Consider the following 16,157-nt stretch of genomic DNA (forward strand, 5'->3'; position numbering starts at 1 on the left):
TAGAAGGTTTTTGTGCCTTTGGAAATATCGAAAATTTATAGTAATGAAGAATGGAAAGTTGAAGAGAATAGAGGATCATACAAAGGATGATAAAGAAAGAGTTATAATTTATTACGATGACATTTCTTGTTTTGAGGTATCTAATATAGACAAATAACTTTTCACACAATTCACACTCAAATAATGCTAATTTAATAGTATGAAACAGTATCAGAGAGCCAGACGGTCTACGAACCGCCGTGGCTCTTTTTCTATGCAGAAAGAGGTGGATTGTCGTGCAGTTTGGAAGAAAACAGATTTATACAGATGTGATGCAGATTACGAAGGATAACGTGGTGAAGGTGCTTCGGGATGCACTGGTGATCCACGAACAGAATAGATCGGATATAAAATTTCTGTTGGATTATGAGCGTGGTCTCCAGCCGATTGATAATCGAATCAAAGAGATCCGGCCGGAAATCAATATCAAGGTCAAGGATAATATGGCGGCGGAGATCACGGAGTTTAAACTGGGATATGAATGGGGCTCACCAATCCGGTATGTGCAGCGAGCCAATAAAGGAATCCGGGAGAATAATAAAGATGCGGATAATGTTGGTATTGCAATGCTCAATGAGATGATGGAAGAGGAAAACAAACCATCTGCAGATCAGGAGCTGGCAAGGTTTATTGAAATCTGTGGAGTTGGGTACCGGCTGATCAAGGCAAAGCCGGATCAGTATCGTTTTGGAAGTTCTGTTGTGGATATTCTTACACTGAATCCGATGAATACCTTTATTGTGTACACCAATGATGTGTACCGCAGGCCGATTATGGGCGTGTCATATATTACAGACCAGAATGGAAACTCCACCTATGGCTGTTATACAGAGGATACATATTTTGAGGTAAAGAACATTTCAAAAATTAAAGGTGAGAGTAAACGACAGAAGTGGGTTGTGTCAAATGGGAACGGGAGAAAGAATATACCGGCGGCGATCCCTATTGTGGAGTATATCAATGATTATGACCGGATGGGATGCTTTGAGCGTGTGATTTCGGAAATTGATGCCCTGAATATCGTAACATCGGACAGAGTGAATGATATTGTACAGTGTGTGCAGTCATTGTTGTGGGTACATAATGCAGAACTGCCAAAGGATGAGAATGGCAATTCCACCGTAAGAAATGGAGCATTGATCGAAACAAAATCTACCGGCAACGGTCATGATCCGAAAATGGCGTATCTGTCCAAGGAGATGTCACAGGATGGAATTCAAACTCTGACACAGAATTTCATTGATCGTATTCACGAAAAGACAAATGTGCCGGGACGCCAGGAACAGGGCGGCGGTTCTACCGGATCCGCAATGAGCTTGTCGAATGGATGGCAGGCTGCGGAGCTTTCGGCATTAAAGAAATCTCAGTTGACCAAGAAGTCAGAGAAAGAATGCATTCGCATTATGCTGGAGATTTTCAGTAATGATCCGGATGTACCGGAAGAGGTGCGAAATCTGAGACTGGCGGATATTGAACCGAAGTTTGATAGAAACAGGACCTACGATCTGGCAACGAAAGTCAATTCCTGGGCAACTTTGATTCAGAACGGCGCTGATCTGCTCAAGGCAACAGAGCTGGCAGGCTTTACGACCGATGCACAGCAGTTTGTGCTGGACAGCGAGGAAATGGTCAATAAGCTTTTGGAAAGTAAATTGAAAGGATCAGAGACTGTGGATACAGCATCGGAAGGTGAAAATGACAAACAGACGATTATGGATGGAAAGAATATGCCGGATATGTCAGATCAGCCGCAGGCAACTCCATTTGCCAATGCGTAGAGTGGAGGGATGAGCGATGGGATTAACAAATTTTGATGAGTTAAATACACTTTCAACGACCGAAACAACTAAGGATGACCGGCGGAAAGCCATCCGGAAAAAAATACCGATTCATGATTATTTCGAAAATATGCAGATCAGTGAAGAAGAGAAAGAAAAGCGTGTCCGTTTAGCAAATTTGCTGCTGGCGGATGTGCTTTTTTTATTTGCCTTGTCAAAACGAAACCAGGATAAACAGTATCTCTCAGAAGCATTTCAAAAGAGATACTTATCATCGGTGAAAAAGGTGGCAGAGCCGGATCAGAAAATGCAGCGATATATCCGGAAGGTGTGTGACAGTATTGTAGACACAACCTTAAAAGGTGGATCATTGACTACCAGCAAAGCGAATAAACCACAGGATCCCTATGTGGTTTCTGTGGATCGAGCCACCAATGTAGCGGAGAATGAAGCTAATGCAATTTTGAATGGGGATGAATACATTACTGCTGTGAAAAATGGCTGTACTAAGAAGAGGTGGAAGTCCTACCGGGATGAGAGAGTCAGGGCAGATCATGCGGATGTAGATGGACAGGTTGTCGATATCAGTCGCCCGTTTCGTGTTGGAAAATATATGATGATGTATCCGAGGACGATTCTTTGGGAGCGGGTTTGGAAGAGATTGTGAACTGCCGGTGCTCGGTGGAGTATTTGCAGGATGACAAGCGGATATTAAAAGATGACGTAAAAAATGATAAAGATCCAGGCAAAGGTGAACAGACACTTTTTGTGGATGTTACAGAGGAATATTTGGAGCTTGGTAAAAAACTGGTGGGAACAGTGAGCGATGAGGAGGAATATGAAAAAGAAGGCAATACATATTCGGTAGATGGGAAAAATGTTGTTTTAGATTATTCAGAAAGTGAAAGGAGAATTGCACAGAGTTTGGCGGATTTACTTGGTGCAGATGTAAAAATGATTCCAAGAGTGTTGTATCCGCAAAAAGTATCAACGCCAGATATTTTTATAAATAATGAGCCGTATGATATAAAGGAGCCTATAGGACAGGGAAAAGCAGTTATATATAATATGGTTTCAAAGAAGAAAAGACAGGCTAATAATTTTGTTATTGATATTACAAAATGTCCATTGACAGTGGAAGAAATACGTGGACAGATTACAGATGTGTATCGTTCAAGTCATACAAAATTTATAGATAAGATAATTTTATCTAAAGATGGAAATATTCTCAATATTTATAAAAGGAGTAAAAAAGAGGAGTAGATGGCCTCGCCCAAATATGGGGGCAAGGTATCCACTCCTCAAAGATATCTTTTAGATATACTATCATTATATGGAGCAGATGTCAAATCTATGTATGGAAAAAACAGACTTTCACACAATTCACATTTCCCATATGTTATATTTGATACAAGGAGAAATCCGAAAATTTAATATGATCAATGAAAGGCGTTTATCTCACAGCTGAGGTAAGCGTCTTTTTATTATGCGCTAGAGAAAGCGCAATACAAATTTCGCGGACAATCGGAAATCAGAGAAGATTTTAAAACGCAATGATGATCAGAGAAGATCTGAAAACGCAGAAATGAGGTAGTGATATGAGAAAGAAAGAGTTTATCCCGATGAATTTACAGTTATTTGCAGAGCCTCCTGCAGGCGGTGACGGTGATGCTGGAGACACATCTGCGACAGGTGGAAAGTCTGGCGAAGGATCTAACAAAGCAGATCTGGATGGCGATGACGATGTCAGCCTTGCAGAACAGGTGGCACAGCTTAAGGTGCAGAATGCAAAACTGAAAAAGGCAAATGACAAGGCAACCAGTGAAGCGGCAAGCTACAAAAAGCAGTTGCGTGAGAAGCAGACTGCCGAGGAGATTGCTTTGCAGGAAAAGGCAGAGAAAGAAGCCGAGAGGGAGGAACAGTTTCAGAAGCTGCTTCGTGAAAATACTATTACAAAGTTTGAGAAGAATTTCCTTGCACTTGGATATCCTGCGGATCTGGCTGCAAAGGCTGCGGCAGCACAGTGTGATAACGACACTGATGAGCTTTTCAGCATTCAGCAGACTTTTATTGAGGAAAAGGAAAAAACAATGAAAGCTGATTGGATGAAGTCTATGCCGAATCCACCAGCTGGAAACTCAGATGATGATGAAGATGCTTTTTTGAAAGGTTTCAACATGTAAACAAAGATTTGAAAAGTGAGGTATGATTATGGCAGTAAATTATGCAAGCAAATATTCACAGAATGTAGATGAGAGATTTTCTACAGGCTCCTTGACTAATGGAATTGTAAACGGTGAGTTTGACTGGATCGGAGTGTCCACGGTTAATGTGTATTCCATTCCAACATCAGCAATGAATGATTATTCAGTGTCTGGTACCAATCGTTATGGTACGCCGGAGGAACTTGGTAACGAGACTCAGGAAATGACTCTTAAACAGGATCGTTCTTTTACTTTTACGATCGATCGCAAGAATTATGATGACACAATGATGGTGATGGAAGCTGGAAAGGCTTTACGCCGTCAGATTGATGAGGTTGTCATTCCGGAAGTAGATACATATCGTATTTCAACATTGGTTGCTGGTGCACCGGTAGCAAATGTAAAAACGCTTGCGACTACTAAGGAAAACGCTTATGAAGAGTTTTTGGCAGTGCAGGGCATTTTGGATGATAATGAAGCTCCACAGTTTGGACGAGTGGTATTGTGCACACCTGCATACTACAATAAGATCAAGCTGGATGAGTCGTTCACCAAAAAAGGTGATATGGCTACACAAATTGCAATTACCGGCATTGTAGGTGATATTGATGGGGTACCTGTTATTAAGGCTCCTACGAATAGATTCCCTAAAAATGTTGATTTTATCATCACGAATGCGATCGTTATGCCATCACCAGTTAAATTGCAGGAGTACAAGATCCATACAGATGCACCTGGTATCTCCGGTTGGCTTGTAGAAGGTCGTGTCAGATATGATGCTTTTGTATTAAAAGAGAAGGCATGTGCGATTGGTGTTCACAAGAGTGCAGAGTAGGAGGCCGAAAATATGTATAAAGTAGAAAAAGATGGAATGACCAATGAGGTTGAAAGTAAGGTGCAGTTAGAGGCATTTCTCAACAGCGGATGGAAACAGCTGAAAGAGGAAAATGTGGTTGTTGAGAATGTGGCAGAGGATAAGAAATCAGGCAGAAAGCCAAAGGCTGCCACAGAGGAAAAGGAGTAGGGTATGGCTGATGAGGAGAAGGATGTTCTGACAGAAGAAACGCTGATCAATGAGATTCTGTCGGAATTGAAAATTGAATTGGAAGTAGAATCTGAGCAGGATATTCTTCTCTTGCAGTCAAAGATCAAGGGAGCTGTGCGGGAGGTAAAGCAGAAACGCAATTATGCAGGACGTTACACGGAGGAATACGTGGTCAATGACCTGCAGAACTACTTTTCCAATATTAAGAATCTAGCCATGTATGATTATGGCATGATTGGTGGCGAGTTCCAGAAGTCCAATTCGGATAATGGAATTTCCGTCAGCATGGAAAGTAGAGACGGTATTTTTGCGGGTATTGTGCCGATTGCACAGGTCTATTAGAGAATCAAGTGGTACGCTTGGCGATTCCTTAGAATCTCTCCTTATGTCAAGCAGGGCGGTATCTATGTGGAGGCTGGGAGCGATACCAATTATGGGGAGAGATGTTTATGCGAAAGCAGTTAAAGAGAAATAAGCGTAAAATGTATTATGCGCTGTATGATAAGCAGATGCCGGTAGGCGATGACGTGCTGGAGTGTAAAGCCGGATACAAGAAGCCGGTGGCATTCCGGGCAAGCCTTAGTACGGGACAGAGCAATGCACAGGAGAATCCATTTGGAACATCGGTGGACTATGATCGCATTATCTGTAGCACAGATATGAGGCTGCCAATTACGGAAACAACGCTTTTATGGATTGGAAAGGAGCCGTCATATCTTGATAATGGTTCTGTGGATCCGTCCAGTGCAAATTATAAGGTGGCGGCACATCCGTTGGATGGAATGCAAAGTCTGCGTATTGCTGTGAAGCTGATTGCACAGAGTGTTGTGGAAGATATGGAACAAGAGACAGAAAACACTACAGAAGAACCAGGGCAGGATCCGGGTAGTGATCTAGAAGATTGGTAAAGGAGAGATTTATGGTGAAACAGTATATTGGTACAAAGATGATCAAAGCAAAACCCATGAACAGAGGAGATTACAATAAATACCGTGGCTGGAATATTCCAGAGGGTGAGAATCCGGCAGATGAGGGATATTTAGTAAAGTATTCTGATGGATATGAGAGTTGGTCACCGAAAAAGCAGTTTGAGGAAGCATATAGAGATTGTTGTATGGGCATGACATTTGGTATCGCTTTGGAGCTTTTGAAGAAAGGGTGTAAGGTTGCTCGTGAGGGATGGAACGGCAAAGGAATGTTTGTTGTGTATCAGAAGGGGTATCCTGATGGTATTCCATGTAATAAGCAGACAGCAGAAGCATGGAAAATGGATGAGGGAGATTTATTCAAATGCAATCCATATTTGCAGATTAAACAGGTAGACGGTTCACACTCGATGTGGGTTCCATCAATCGGGGATGTGCTTGCAGAGGATTGGGTTGTTGTAGAATAATGTTCCAATGTAGCTCCTTTTGTCGTATAATGGCGATGAAAGGAGTGATTTCATGAAAAAAACGACAGAAACCTGCTTTGTATTGGAGGTTTTAGATAAGGAACTTAATGAACAAAAAATTGATTATCAATTTTATTATAAGTGTCAAAAAATCTGTAAGCAATTCGGAATGGAGCAGTTAAAACACGCAAAAGCAATATTGGAATTGGAAAAAACACATAATGATGCAATGGGACAACTTGGAGCATTAATGATATCATGGTTTTCAATGATTTCAGCAAATCTAGCCATTGTTTTTATTGGAGAAACAAAATTGGATATTATAGGGAAGGGAATTGTGGTTGGGACAATGTGGATGGTGGGGTTAATGATTTATAGTTGTACTTTCGTTGCAAGAGTTGATTCAGAAGGACATGCATACTATTATTCTGTGATTTGCGATGAGATTGAGAGAAGGAATGAGAAAGAATGCCAACACAAATAAATTTCACCTACGACAGCCTATCCTCCATTGACGCTGCCATAAAACAAATGCAGGCATACCAGGAACAGCTTACATATAAATGTCGTATCTTTGCTCAGCGTGTAGCAGAGATTGGCGTGGAGATTGCCAGAGTGAACATTGCGGACTTTGATGCAATTTACAGCGGTGAGCTGTTATCAAGCATTCGGGCAGAGTATAGTGGCTCTGTTCCTGATGGTGCAAGCTGGCTTGTGATCACGGATTGTCCGTGGGCGGCATATGTGGAGTTTGGTACCGGCATCGTAGGACAGGAATCCCCGCATCCGGATACTTCCATTGTGGGGTGGAAATATGATGTGAATCAGCATGGCGATATGGGGTGGTATTATTTTAAGGATGGCGAATGGCATTGGACAAAGGGAATGCCAAGCCGTCCTTTTTTGTACCAGACCGGTATGGATCTGCGAGAAAGAATAGAGACAATAGCGATGGAGGTGTTTGCCGGTGCTTAGTGTATGGAATAAGGTGAATAAGCGGATGATGCAGAAGCTGAAAACGGATCCGGATGCACCGTATCCGAAGTTGTATTTGACTTCTACGGATTTATCTGGTGCACCGACACAACTCCCATGCCTATATATTAAGTCGCTTGGAGAACCTACGACTGGCAGAGATTTTCAGAATACGCAGTGCTACATTACCTCCACGATCGAGTTACATGCGTATTCGGCGGCATCCCCGAATGGCTCACAGACAGAAGCGAGAAAGATCATGGATGCAGCCGGGGATGTGATGCTTGGTATGGGATATGAGCTGATTGCCGGACCGTACCCGGATAACCGGGAGTATTTCAGGATCATTGCGAGATTCCGGAGGATTGTCGGTGATGGCGATGAGTTGTAAAAAGAATATGCAATAAGAATGCTTTGGCATTTTTATGATAGAAACAGTTAATGAAAGAACTTCGATTTTCGAGGTTCTTTTTGTTTTGCAAAAAAAGGAGGATAAGCAGATGGATTTATCTACGATTGGTGTGAAGTTCGGCTGGGCTGTTGAGGAGACTGCCGGAACCAAGCCAAAGTCATTTACCTGGGTGAAGCGTTGCAGCAAGATTGCCGGTATCAATGTCACCAAAGATAAGATCGATGTGACCTGTTTTGAGGATAAGATCAAACAGTACATTGCAGGTGTCGGTGACACCGGTGGAGACTGGAATCTTAACTTCAATGGATCATCAGATTTTGTTACGGCATGGAACGCTCTTTTGGCAGCAGCCGAAGCAGGAAAAGAAGAGAAGAAGGCGACGTGGGCTGATATCTACATTCCGGGGTTTGGTTCTTATTTTGTAAAATTTGAGCCGGGCGAGATTCCGATGCCGGATCTGGAGCCGGGCAATAAGCTGGATCTTCAGATTTCCAATATTATCAATGAATATATGGGATTTGGAGAAGCTATTGAGCCGGTGGCAGCGTAAAAACACATAATATGGGGGCGGGGAACCGCCCTTTTTTTGCAAAGGAGAGATTGACTATGGAGATTACAGTAGGTGGAAAAGTGATTACTTTGGAATATACATTTGAGGCGGCAGAGCGTCATGAGTGTATTGATGCGGCAATGGATATTTTTGGCGGGACAATGACTGCGAAGATTGACAGTACTCATTCCGAGGAGATGCAGGTGAGAGATTTTCTGATGAGTCTTTCAGACCTGCCAAGGATGGCAATGGATATGTTTTATGCCGGATTGCTGGAGAATCATGGACCAGATGGTGACGGGATGATTCAGAGCCGGGCAGATGCCAGACATTTGTACAAGCAGTTTTGCAAGGAACATCCGGAAGATGAGAGGGCGATGTCTTATTATGCACTTTGTACTGCAATCGCTTCTCAGATGGAGGAGGACGGTTTTTTCAAACGAACCGGAATGGAGGACATTCTGGACAATCTGAAGAATGCAGCAACCACCAAGGGAACCAAGAAGCCGGCGGATCACAAGCGCAAGAAGCCAACCAAGGCTCAGAGAGCGGCGCAGGAAGCAAGGAAGGAACCGGTGAAGGAGAATCTTTCCGGGACCGAATAAGGACAGAGTTTCTGCCCAATGCCCTTTTATATGGGGTGCCATATGAATTATTCTGGCATTTGAATCCAACGAAGCTTAAGCCGTTCCGAGAAGCGTACCAGAAAAAACTGGAGGTGGAGGAGCATGGCAGATGGCGTAATGGTCTTTATGTTATGCGTGCCTTAAATGCCTGCTTTGGTGGAGAGTATCCGGAGAAGCCGCTGAGTTTTGGAACTGCGGAGGAAAGCCGGGAGCGGGCGGAACACGACGGCTACACACAGGAAGAAATTGATAATGCGAGAGAGGCGTTGGTGATGAATCTCCAGATTATGGAGGGACGGAATCAGCGGGCAAAGGCAAGAGAAGAGAGACAACGATTGCGGAAGCAGTCGGCACAGGAGAGTGATTCTGAATAAGGTCACTCTCTTTTATTTTTGCATTCAGGAGGTGTTTGGATGGCAGCGGTAGATAGTTTGAATATAAAGGTTGAGGCATCCGCAAGAGGAGCAAATCAGCAGCTTGACAAGCTGGTTCAGAAAATGATGGAATTGCGCCGTACGTTAGGAGGCATCCAAACCAATGAATTGAATGCATTTGCAAAAAGTCTGCATAATTTCAGCGATGCAGCAAAGGCAATGAGTGGAGTGAAAACCTCTGATTTTACTCGAATGGCAAAGGGGCTGGATCAGTTTGCAAATGTGCAGAAGATGGAAAAGGCGGCACAGAGTGCAGAGAAGACAGCAGATGCCCTGCAAAAAGCAGTATCAACCTCCAAGAAAGCTTTGGGCGGCGGCTTAAAATTTGATTCGTCCGGAATCCAGGACATGCAGAAGTCTATCCATTCATTGTCGAAAGAATATGAGGCGGTCGGACAAGGAAAGAACTTTGCCGGTAATCTAACAGAAACACCGGTTATTCCTGTAAATACGGCAGAAGTAACCAATAGCAGTATTGCCGATGTGCAGGCCAACGTACAGAAGATATATCAGGCGATTCCGGAGGCAGCCCGGTATTCTGTGGAGGAATCTCAAAAATCCCTTAATGAGGCGATTGTAAAGGCACATGAAGCGGAGAATAGCTTACATGGATTTGACAAGAAAATTGCAGAAGCGAGAGAAAATCTGTCCAATGTAGAAAAATCTGGCGGTTATATGGGAACCGATAAGTGGGATGAGGCGTATGTTGCCCTGCAGAAGGTGGAGCGAGAGGCAGAAGAGTATAAGGCGGCATTAAATAAAAGTTCTTATGGACTGGCAGAAGATATCAAAGAATCAGACACTCTAAGCGAAAAGATTGATAAACTGCAGGCAAAATTAAAGGAAATGAAAGATGATGGCATCGGTTTTGGGGATGCAGGATTTGACCAAACCTATGTCCAGTTGCAAAAGGCATCTGATGAGCTGGAAAGATATAAAGCCAATTTGACCAAGACGGGGAACTCCCGGGGAGTGCTTGGACTGATTGGAGAAGGTTTTCAAGTGATTTGGGGCAAAGTTAAGGGGACCGGTGGTGCAATCGCCAACTTTGGAAAAAATTTAAAGGGGCTGGTGCCGGGCTTTAATGCATCGTCTTTATCGGCAGCAGGCTTGATCGGTAAAATTGCGAAGCTATATGTGGTGGTCCGTTCTTTGCGTGGTGTGGCGGATTATGTGAAAGATGCTGTGACATCTTCCATGGACTATGTTGAGGACTATGATTATTTTGATACTACAATGGGAAAAATTGCGTCCGAATGGGGGAAAGATTATAAAAAATATGGTTATAACAATGCCAAAGAATACGGCGAATCATTTAAGAAACGATTGACTGACACAATGGGAAAAATGACGGGATTTCATATGGAGAAAGATGGAACCTTGTCGGATACTAATAGTAAAAATCTTGGATTGGATTCGTCACAAATGATGAACTACGCTGCCAGTGTTGCACAAGTTACCAACTCTGTGGGAATGAGTGGAGAGGCGTCTACGGCTGCCTCAAAGGCATTATCCATGCTTGCAGGAGATATGTCATCTTTTAAGAATGTAGACATGGATACAGTAATGAAAAACTTTTCATCAGGTCTGATGGGACAGTCCGAAGCATTGTATAAATACGGAATTGACATAACAAATGCAACATTACAGCAATATGCGTACAGTAATGGAATTAAAAAATCGGTATCTAGCATGTCCCAAAATGAGAAGATGCAACTTCGAATGCTGGCAATTCTTGATCAGTCTAAAGTTGCTTGGGGAAATCTGGCCAAAACAATCAATTCACCATCAAACCAGCTCCGTTTACTGCAGAATAGCTTTAAATCTCTGTCCAGAACGATTGGAAATATGTTCCTATCTTCAGTTGCGAAAGTATTGCCGTATGTGAATGGTCTTGTGATTGCAATCCGAAAATTGTTTGAGTGGACGGCATCTATGCTTGGGATAGATCTGAAAGATGTTATTGGTAATTCAGGTGGCGGATATTCCAATGTATTTGATGGCTTGGAAGATTCGGCAGATGATGCAAAAGATTCTGTTGATGATACTTCAGATTCTGTGAAGAAGCTGTCCAAGCAGCTCATGGGATTTGATGAGTTAAATGTGATCACGACCAACTCCAATAAGGACAAGAAAGATGATGATAAGAACAGCCAACCGATTGATCTGACCAGTCAGCTTTCTGACGCTTTGGGAGATTATGAAAAGGTATGGAATAAAGCGTATAACGACATGACATCCGATGCAGAAAAATTTGCCGGTAAACTGACGAAATTGTTCAAGGATGCATGGAACTCAGGAGACGGTACCGAGATTGGCGAGGCGATTGCCGGCTGGCTTAACAAGGGAATTGACTGGGTAAATAAAAACGTAGGGAAATTCTCGGATGGTTTAAACAAGATTGCCGGAATACTTGGAACCGCATTAAATGGATTTATTGGTGAATATAACTGGGCTGGCTTAGGGCAGGCTATTGGCAATTCCATTAAGGCTTGTTTGGAAGCAGAGGAGCATTTCTTTGACACGGTCAACTGGGTGAACCTTGGAAAAGGGCTTGCCACCTCATTGAATAATGCCATTAAAACCGGCGTGATCCAGCAGTATTTCAAGACAATGGCTTCGGAACTTAAGGCGGGCATTGAAACGGCTTTTGGCTTTGTGACTACATTCGATTTTCAGGGGCTGGGAGATGCAGTCGGACAGGGGATCAATGATTTCTTTGATAAGATGGGACAGGTCAATAAAGATACCGGTTTGAATGGCTGGCAGGAATTAGGTAAGACGATATCGGATGGAATTAAAGGTATTACAACGTCAATCAGTACAGCGTTGATCACTGTTAAATGGGATCAGGTTGGGCAGGCAATAGCAACTGCTATTGGATCTATTGATTTTGCCGGGATCGCTTGGGATTTTGGTGATCTTGCATTAAAAATACTGGGAGCGATCGCAGAAGCGATTCAAGGGGCATTTGCACAGTCGCCGGTTGAAACTGCAATCATTACGGCATTAGGATTCATCAAATTGTCTACGCTTACCACGAAGACCTTTGAAAATGCGGCAACCAAAATCCTTGAAGTAATGGGGACATCCTTGGAAAAAGATGAAACAGCACTTACAGTCCTTGGTGGTAAAATCAAAGGAGCAATTGGAACAGCGGTTGAGAAAATTGGCGAATTTACCACGGAAAAATTTATACCAATCGCAAAGAATATCCTTAGCAAGATAGGATCTGGAATGACATCTGCAGGAGAGGCAATTATAGATCTTGGCGGTAAAATCAAAGGAGCAATTGAACTGAGTATAGGGAAGATCAAGGATTTTGGGGCGAATTATATGAAGCCTTTGGCTGGAAAGATCATGACCAAAATAGCAACCGCTGTTGGAGCTGAAACAGCTACTGTGGGTGGAATTGCTAATGCGATTGGAACTGGTATCACAACAGCATTTTCACAGGTGCCGGGACTTATGACAGGCAGTTTGTCCGGACTGGCATCTGCAGGAGCTGCGGCAACAGCGGCTACGATAGCAACAACGCTTGTAGCAGCAGTGGCAGCCGTTGGAATCGGTGCTCAGATTGGAAAAGCGATTGGTGATGCTCTGGTTTCCGAAGATATGAAACAGTATCAGGTTGATTGGAAGTATTCTGATTTTATTCATTTTACCGATGATGATTGGTCCGATTTCTGGCAGGCATTTGCCGACTGGTGGGTAGATGTTGAAGCGTGGTGGGGAGATAAGACTTTAACACTCAGAACAACGGTGAAGGAAGCAAAAGATGGTGCGATTGCCAGCTTGCAAGAGAAATGGAATAGCATACAGGATAAGACCGCTACGTTGATCGCCAAAGCAAAAGAAGGGGGAGCAGAGGCAATCAGCAAAATTAAGCAAAGCTGGAATTCTATCAAGAACAGCACGGCAGTTAAAACATTGAAGCAAACTGGTAAAAGTGCGATTGAAACTATTAAGAAAACATGGAATTCGATTAAAGATGGAACCGCAATTAAAACTTTAAAGCAAAATGGAGAAAATGTGTTGAACCGCATAAAAAGTACATGGGACAGCTTCACTTCGAAGACTATTAAGTTGGATATTGTCACTGATCTGGTAAAGGGGGCAATTAAGACGGTGGTAGAGTGGATCAACAAGTATATTATTGGCAGCTTAAATAAATTGCAATTTAAGGTGGCAGGCAAACCTATAGGAATTAATATCAAAGAAATTCCAACGCCGCATTTTGCCGAAGGTGGTTTTCCACAGCAGGGGCAGTATTTCCTGGCACGGGAGAAAGGACCGGAGTTGGTTGGAACAATTGGAGGAAAAACAGCAGTTGCCAATAATACACAGATTGTGCAGTCGGTTTCTGATGGTGTATATAATGCATTGAATCCGGTTCTCACGTATTTATGCAATGCAATTATTGCGATGGGAGAGGGTCGGCAAAATGGACAGCCATTGTATGTGGAAGGTGTTTCAGAGGGAGATATCGTTCGTGTAACTACAAAGGCAAATAGCGATCATAAGAAACGCTTTGGAACCCCATTATATGTGTGATTGATTTGCCATATTATATCTGATGACATATGGAATATATGATATTTTAGCAAAATTATATTGTAAGTCATTGTCGAAATATGGTATAATATGGCAAATTAAATTTATGGGAGGAAAGTATTATGGCACTTATAACTTGTAATGAATGTGGAAAAGAATTTTCAGAGAATGCGGATAAATGTCCAAACTGTGGAAATCCGAATCCGAATCAAAAGAATGTAACAGTTGTTGTTGAGAAACCAAAGGGGGTATGGTCTACCGGCAGATTGACACTGGGAATTATATCCATAGTATTATTTCTGCTGATTGCATTGCAGTCGTGCGCAGCCGGAGTGAGTAATGCTCTTCAGGAAAATGGTGCGACAAGTGGATCGTCAGGATTGGTATGTGCAATTATGTATTTGGTTGGAGGAATTGTTAGTATTGCCAGTCGAAATGCAAAGGGGATTGGGGGATCAGTTGCTTGCGTGATATTATATCTTTTTGGTTTTTTTGTAGCTATGCCAGGTGCAGACACATATGGTGATTTAAGTGTTTGGGGAGGATTGTGCGTGATTTTGGCTATATTCCATTTGGTATGTGCTGTGAAGACTAAGAAGAAAGCATAGATTCTTTGATACAATTCACGCTGCTGCAATGCTAAATAATTGTCAATGAAGTAAAGGGGCGAAAGCCCCTTTGTTGTTATACAACAAATTCAAATATATATTTTAAATATTAAGAATGAAATTATGGAAAAGGAATATATGTAGTTCTAAGGAAAATTATACCTATAGAGAGAAGAAAAAAATGTATAAAATTTAAGGTTAGAGGATATTTGATGAAATGAGGGATGAAAAATGGACGTATTTAATTTATTAGCAGGGATATGTTCTATAGTGGGATTATTTGTGTCATGTTTTACCGCATCAAAAGTATATAAAATGTCAAATGTGGAGACAGGGGATAATTCAACTATTCAAAATGGTGAAAAGAACATCTATGTTGATGGCGGAGGAACTTCTTATAGCGCAGGAGATCAGTCAACAATTACTACCTATCATTTCACGGAACAAGTAGAAAAGGAACCTCCTATATTGGAAAAGTCAACGTACAATATTATTCCACAGGAATATGATAAATATAAAGAAGGAGTTGATGGAAAGACATGTAATCTACTATTGATTGGAGAGTCGAATAATTTTCGATTTATATCAGATTTTTCTGATATCGAATCACATCCGGAGATTAATAGATGGATAGGCTTTGCAATAAAATCTTTACCAATGTATGATTGGCGAAGTTTTGTAAAAGATGATTATTGTTTAGAATTTAGCTACATAGGTACAGATAATGTGGGTAGTATGTGGATTGAGTTAACTAACAAACAGTTAAATAAAAAAGTATATAAAAAATGTTTGAATTTATCTACTGATGAAAAGAAATTTTGTTTGAATCTTGGAGAATACAAAAATCGTATTGATGACTGGGAATCAATAGATGAAATTTGTTTTGTTTTCTTTCCGGAAGAATGTATTAGTTATAAAGGGACTGCTATTATAATGGATTTGGTTATAAAAAAAGATAAATAATTCACACATATCACATTTTTAACATGTTATATTGTTATCAGAGAAATTAAGGCACTCGCCGTAAGGCGGGTGTCTTTTTGTATGGATATTTTGAAAGGATGGTGATGATTTATGGCATATTCACATACGAAAGGGCTGATCGCCCTGCCAACGGATTACAATGCTACACAGAGTGAATATACCTATCAGAAACTGTCTTATAAGTATATACAGCCAAACGGTAATCTGACAATGACACCGAGCCAGATGCAGGATATAGACTCTTATGTGAATGGTAATGGTTATCTGAAACGTAAAGTGTTGAAACACCATAGAACGAAGATTGAATGGAACACACCGTATTTAACATATGAGGATAAATGCAAACTGATAAAAGCAATACGAACCGGTTATAAACAGGGAGAGGGATCATATGAATCCAGAACAATTCATGCGAGGTACTACAATGATTGGGAGGATGATTACTCAACAGGAAAATTTTATATGCCCGATGTGCAGTTCCAATATGGTGGCTTATATCATGGAGCCCCGATGTATTTGCCGATCCGTTTGGCGTTGATCGAGTATTAGGGAAGG

General features: G+C 41.9%; 19 protein-coding genes. All 19 read left to right on the plus strand.

The annotated features are described in order from the left end of the window. Window positions 1–275: 275 nt before the first annotated feature. The 19 genes from DXA20_RS03010 (at window position 276) to DXA20_RS03095 (ending at window position 16,151) form a co-directional block, all read left to right on the plus strand. On the plus strand, window positions 276–1,817 hold the full coding sequence (locus DXA20_RS03010; protein WP_118559248.1) for a phage portal protein: 1,542 nt from the start codon (window positions 276–278) through the stop codon (window positions 1,815–1,817). 16 nt (window positions 1,818–1,833) lie between these two features. After that, window positions 1,834–2,484, plus strand: coding sequence for a phage minor head protein (locus tag DXA20_RS03015; RefSeq protein ID WP_118559249.1), 651 nt, complete (start codon window positions 1,834–1,836; stop codon window positions 2,482–2,484). A 23-nt stretch (window positions 2,485–2,507) separates the two neighbouring features. Further along, window positions 2,508–3,080 (plus strand): hypothetical protein, encoded by a 573-nt coding sequence (locus DXA20_RS03020; RefSeq protein ID WP_147403678.1) that lies wholly within the window; start codon window positions 2,508–2,510, stop codon window positions 3,078–3,080. 335 nt (window positions 3,081–3,415) lie between these two features. Further along, window positions 3,416–4,000: a hypothetical protein gene (locus DXA20_RS03025; protein ID WP_118559251.1), complete on the plus strand. Its 585-nt coding sequence runs from the start codon at window positions 3,416–3,418 to the stop codon at window positions 3,998–4,000. 28 nt (window positions 4,001–4,028) lie between these two features. Beyond that, window positions 4,029–4,856: a N4-gp56 family major capsid protein gene (locus DXA20_RS03030; protein WP_118559252.1), complete on the plus strand. Its 828-nt coding sequence runs from the start codon at window positions 4,029–4,031 to the stop codon at window positions 4,854–4,856. A 12-nt stretch (window positions 4,857–4,868) separates the two neighbouring features. Next, window positions 4,869–5,045, plus strand: a complete 177-nt coding sequence (locus tag DXA20_RS16080) for a hypothetical protein (RefSeq protein ID WP_158577108.1) — start codon at window positions 4,869–4,871, stop codon at window positions 5,043–5,045. Between the two features lie 3 nt (window positions 5,046–5,048). Beyond that, window positions 5,049–5,408, plus strand: coding sequence for a phage head-tail connector protein (locus DXA20_RS03035; RefSeq protein ID WP_118559253.1), 360 nt, complete (start codon window positions 5,049–5,051; stop codon window positions 5,406–5,408). 107 nt (window positions 5,409–5,515) lie between these two features. Continuing rightward, window positions 5,516–5,974, plus strand: a complete 459-nt coding sequence (locus DXA20_RS03040) for a hypothetical protein (RefSeq protein WP_147403679.1) — start codon at window positions 5,516–5,518, stop codon at window positions 5,972–5,974. 11 nt (window positions 5,975–5,985) lie between these two features. Continuing rightward, complete coding sequence (locus DXA20_RS16630) at window positions 5,986–6,459, plus strand: DUF2829 domain-containing protein (protein ID WP_330420600.1); 474 nt, start codon at window positions 5,986–5,988, stop codon at window positions 6,457–6,459. A gap of 52 nt (window positions 6,460–6,511) precedes the next feature. Next, entirely contained in the window at window positions 6,512–6,943 is a 432-nt protein-coding gene (locus tag DXA20_RS03050; RefSeq protein WP_118559255.1) for a hypothetical protein, read from the plus strand. Further along, complete coding sequence (locus tag DXA20_RS03055) at window positions 6,928–7,434, plus strand: hypothetical protein (protein WP_118559256.1); 507 nt, start codon at window positions 6,928–6,930, stop codon at window positions 7,432–7,434. Before DXA20_RS03050 ends, DXA20_RS03055 begins: the two co-directional genes overlap by 16 nt. Then, window positions 7,427–7,825, plus strand: a complete 399-nt coding sequence (locus DXA20_RS03060) for a hypothetical protein (RefSeq protein WP_118559257.1) — start codon at window positions 7,427–7,429, stop codon at window positions 7,823–7,825. Before DXA20_RS03055 ends, DXA20_RS03060 begins: the two co-directional genes overlap by 8 nt. Before the next feature lie 109 nt (window positions 7,826–7,934). Then, on the plus strand, window positions 7,935–8,396 hold the full coding sequence (locus DXA20_RS03065) for a hypothetical protein (protein WP_147403680.1): 462 nt from the start codon (window positions 7,935–7,937) through the stop codon (window positions 8,394–8,396). A 56-nt stretch (window positions 8,397–8,452) separates the two neighbouring features. Then, window positions 8,453–9,001, plus strand: a complete 549-nt coding sequence (locus tag DXA20_RS03070) for a hypothetical protein (RefSeq protein WP_118559259.1) — start codon at window positions 8,453–8,455, stop codon at window positions 8,999–9,001. 59 nt (window positions 9,002–9,060) lie between these two features. After that, the gene (locus DXA20_RS03075) at window positions 9,061–9,396 is read left to right on the plus strand and encodes a hypothetical protein (RefSeq protein WP_207664218.1); all 336 of its coding nucleotides are present in this window, start codon (window positions 9,061–9,063) and stop codon (window positions 9,394–9,396) included. 39 nt (window positions 9,397–9,435) lie between these two features. Then, window positions 9,436–14,010, plus strand: coding sequence for a hypothetical protein (locus tag DXA20_RS03080; protein ID WP_118559261.1), 4,575 nt, complete (start codon window positions 9,436–9,438; stop codon window positions 14,008–14,010). A 122-nt stretch (window positions 14,011–14,132) separates the two neighbouring features. Next, window positions 14,133–14,618, plus strand: a complete 486-nt coding sequence (locus tag DXA20_RS03085; RefSeq protein ID WP_022306196.1) for a hypothetical protein — start codon at window positions 14,133–14,135, stop codon at window positions 14,616–14,618. 231 nt (window positions 14,619–14,849) lie between these two features. Continuing rightward, window positions 14,850–15,581 carry a hypothetical protein gene (locus tag DXA20_RS03090; RefSeq protein ID WP_118559262.1) on the plus strand — a complete coding sequence of 244 codons (732 nt, stop codon included), beginning with the start codon at window positions 14,850–14,852 and terminating at the stop codon, window positions 15,579–15,581. 111 nt (window positions 15,582–15,692) lie between these two features. Then, window positions 15,693–16,151, plus strand: a complete 459-nt coding sequence (locus tag DXA20_RS03095; RefSeq protein ID WP_118559263.1) for a DUF6711 family protein — start codon at window positions 15,693–15,695, stop codon at window positions 16,149–16,151. Window positions 16,152–16,157: the final 6 nt, after the last annotated feature.

This window comes from Roseburia sp. AM59-24XD, from assembly GCF_003478445.1.
Classification (GTDB): Bacteria; Bacillota; Clostridia; order Lachnospirales; family Lachnospiraceae; genus Jutongia.

What these genes read in the sequence shown, in the direction of transcription:
- DXA20_RS03070 (WP_118559259.1), top strand. Translation starts at nt 8,453, where the DNA reads ATGGAGATTACAGTAGGTGGAAAAGTGATTACTTTGGAATATACATTT.
- DXA20_RS03035 (WP_118559253.1), top strand. Translation starts at nt 5,049, where the DNA reads ATGGCTGATGAGGAGAAGGATGTTCTGACAGAAGAAACGCTGATCAAT.
- DXA20_RS03085 (WP_022306196.1), top strand. Translation starts at nt 14,133, where the DNA reads ATGGCACTTATAACTTGTAATGAATGTGGAAAAGAATTTTCAGAGAAT.
- DXA20_RS03090 (WP_118559262.1), top strand. Translation starts at nt 14,850, where the DNA reads ATGGACGTATTTAATTTATTAGCAGGGATATGTTCTATAGTGGGATTA.
- DXA20_RS03040 (WP_147403679.1), top strand. Translation starts at nt 5,516, where the DNA reads ATGCGAAAGCAGTTAAAGAGAAATAAGCGTAAAATGTATTATGCGCTG.
- DXA20_RS03030 (WP_118559252.1), top strand. Translation starts at nt 4,029, where the DNA reads ATGGCAGTAAATTATGCAAGCAAATATTCACAGAATGTAGATGAGAGA.
- DXA20_RS03055 (WP_118559256.1), top strand. Translation starts at nt 6,928, where the DNA reads ATGCCAACACAAATAAATTTCACCTACGACAGCCTATCCTCCATTGAC.
- DXA20_RS03015 (WP_118559249.1), top strand. Translation starts at nt 1,834, where the DNA reads ATGGGATTAACAAATTTTGATGAGTTAAATACACTTTCAACGACCGAA.
- DXA20_RS16630 (WP_330420600.1), top strand. Translation starts at nt 5,986, where the DNA reads ATGGTGAAACAGTATATTGGTACAAAGATGATCAAAGCAAAACCCATG.
- DXA20_RS03065 (WP_147403680.1), top strand. Translation starts at nt 7,935, where the DNA reads ATGGATTTATCTACGATTGGTGTGAAGTTCGGCTGGGCTGTTGAGGAG.
- DXA20_RS03025 (WP_118559251.1), top strand. Translation starts at nt 3,416, where the DNA reads ATGAGAAAGAAAGAGTTTATCCCGATGAATTTACAGTTATTTGCAGAG.
- DXA20_RS03050 (WP_118559255.1), top strand. Translation starts at nt 6,512, where the DNA reads ATGAAAAAAACGACAGAAACCTGCTTTGTATTGGAGGTTTTAGATAAG.
- DXA20_RS03080 (WP_118559261.1), top strand. Translation starts at nt 9,436, where the DNA reads ATGGCAGCGGTAGATAGTTTGAATATAAAGGTTGAGGCATCCGCAAGA.
- DXA20_RS03095 (WP_118559263.1), top strand. Translation starts at nt 15,693, where the DNA reads ATGGCATATTCACATACGAAAGGGCTGATCGCCCTGCCAACGGATTAC.
- DXA20_RS16080 (WP_158577108.1), top strand. Translation starts at nt 4,869, where the DNA reads ATGTATAAAGTAGAAAAAGATGGAATGACCAATGAGGTTGAAAGTAAG.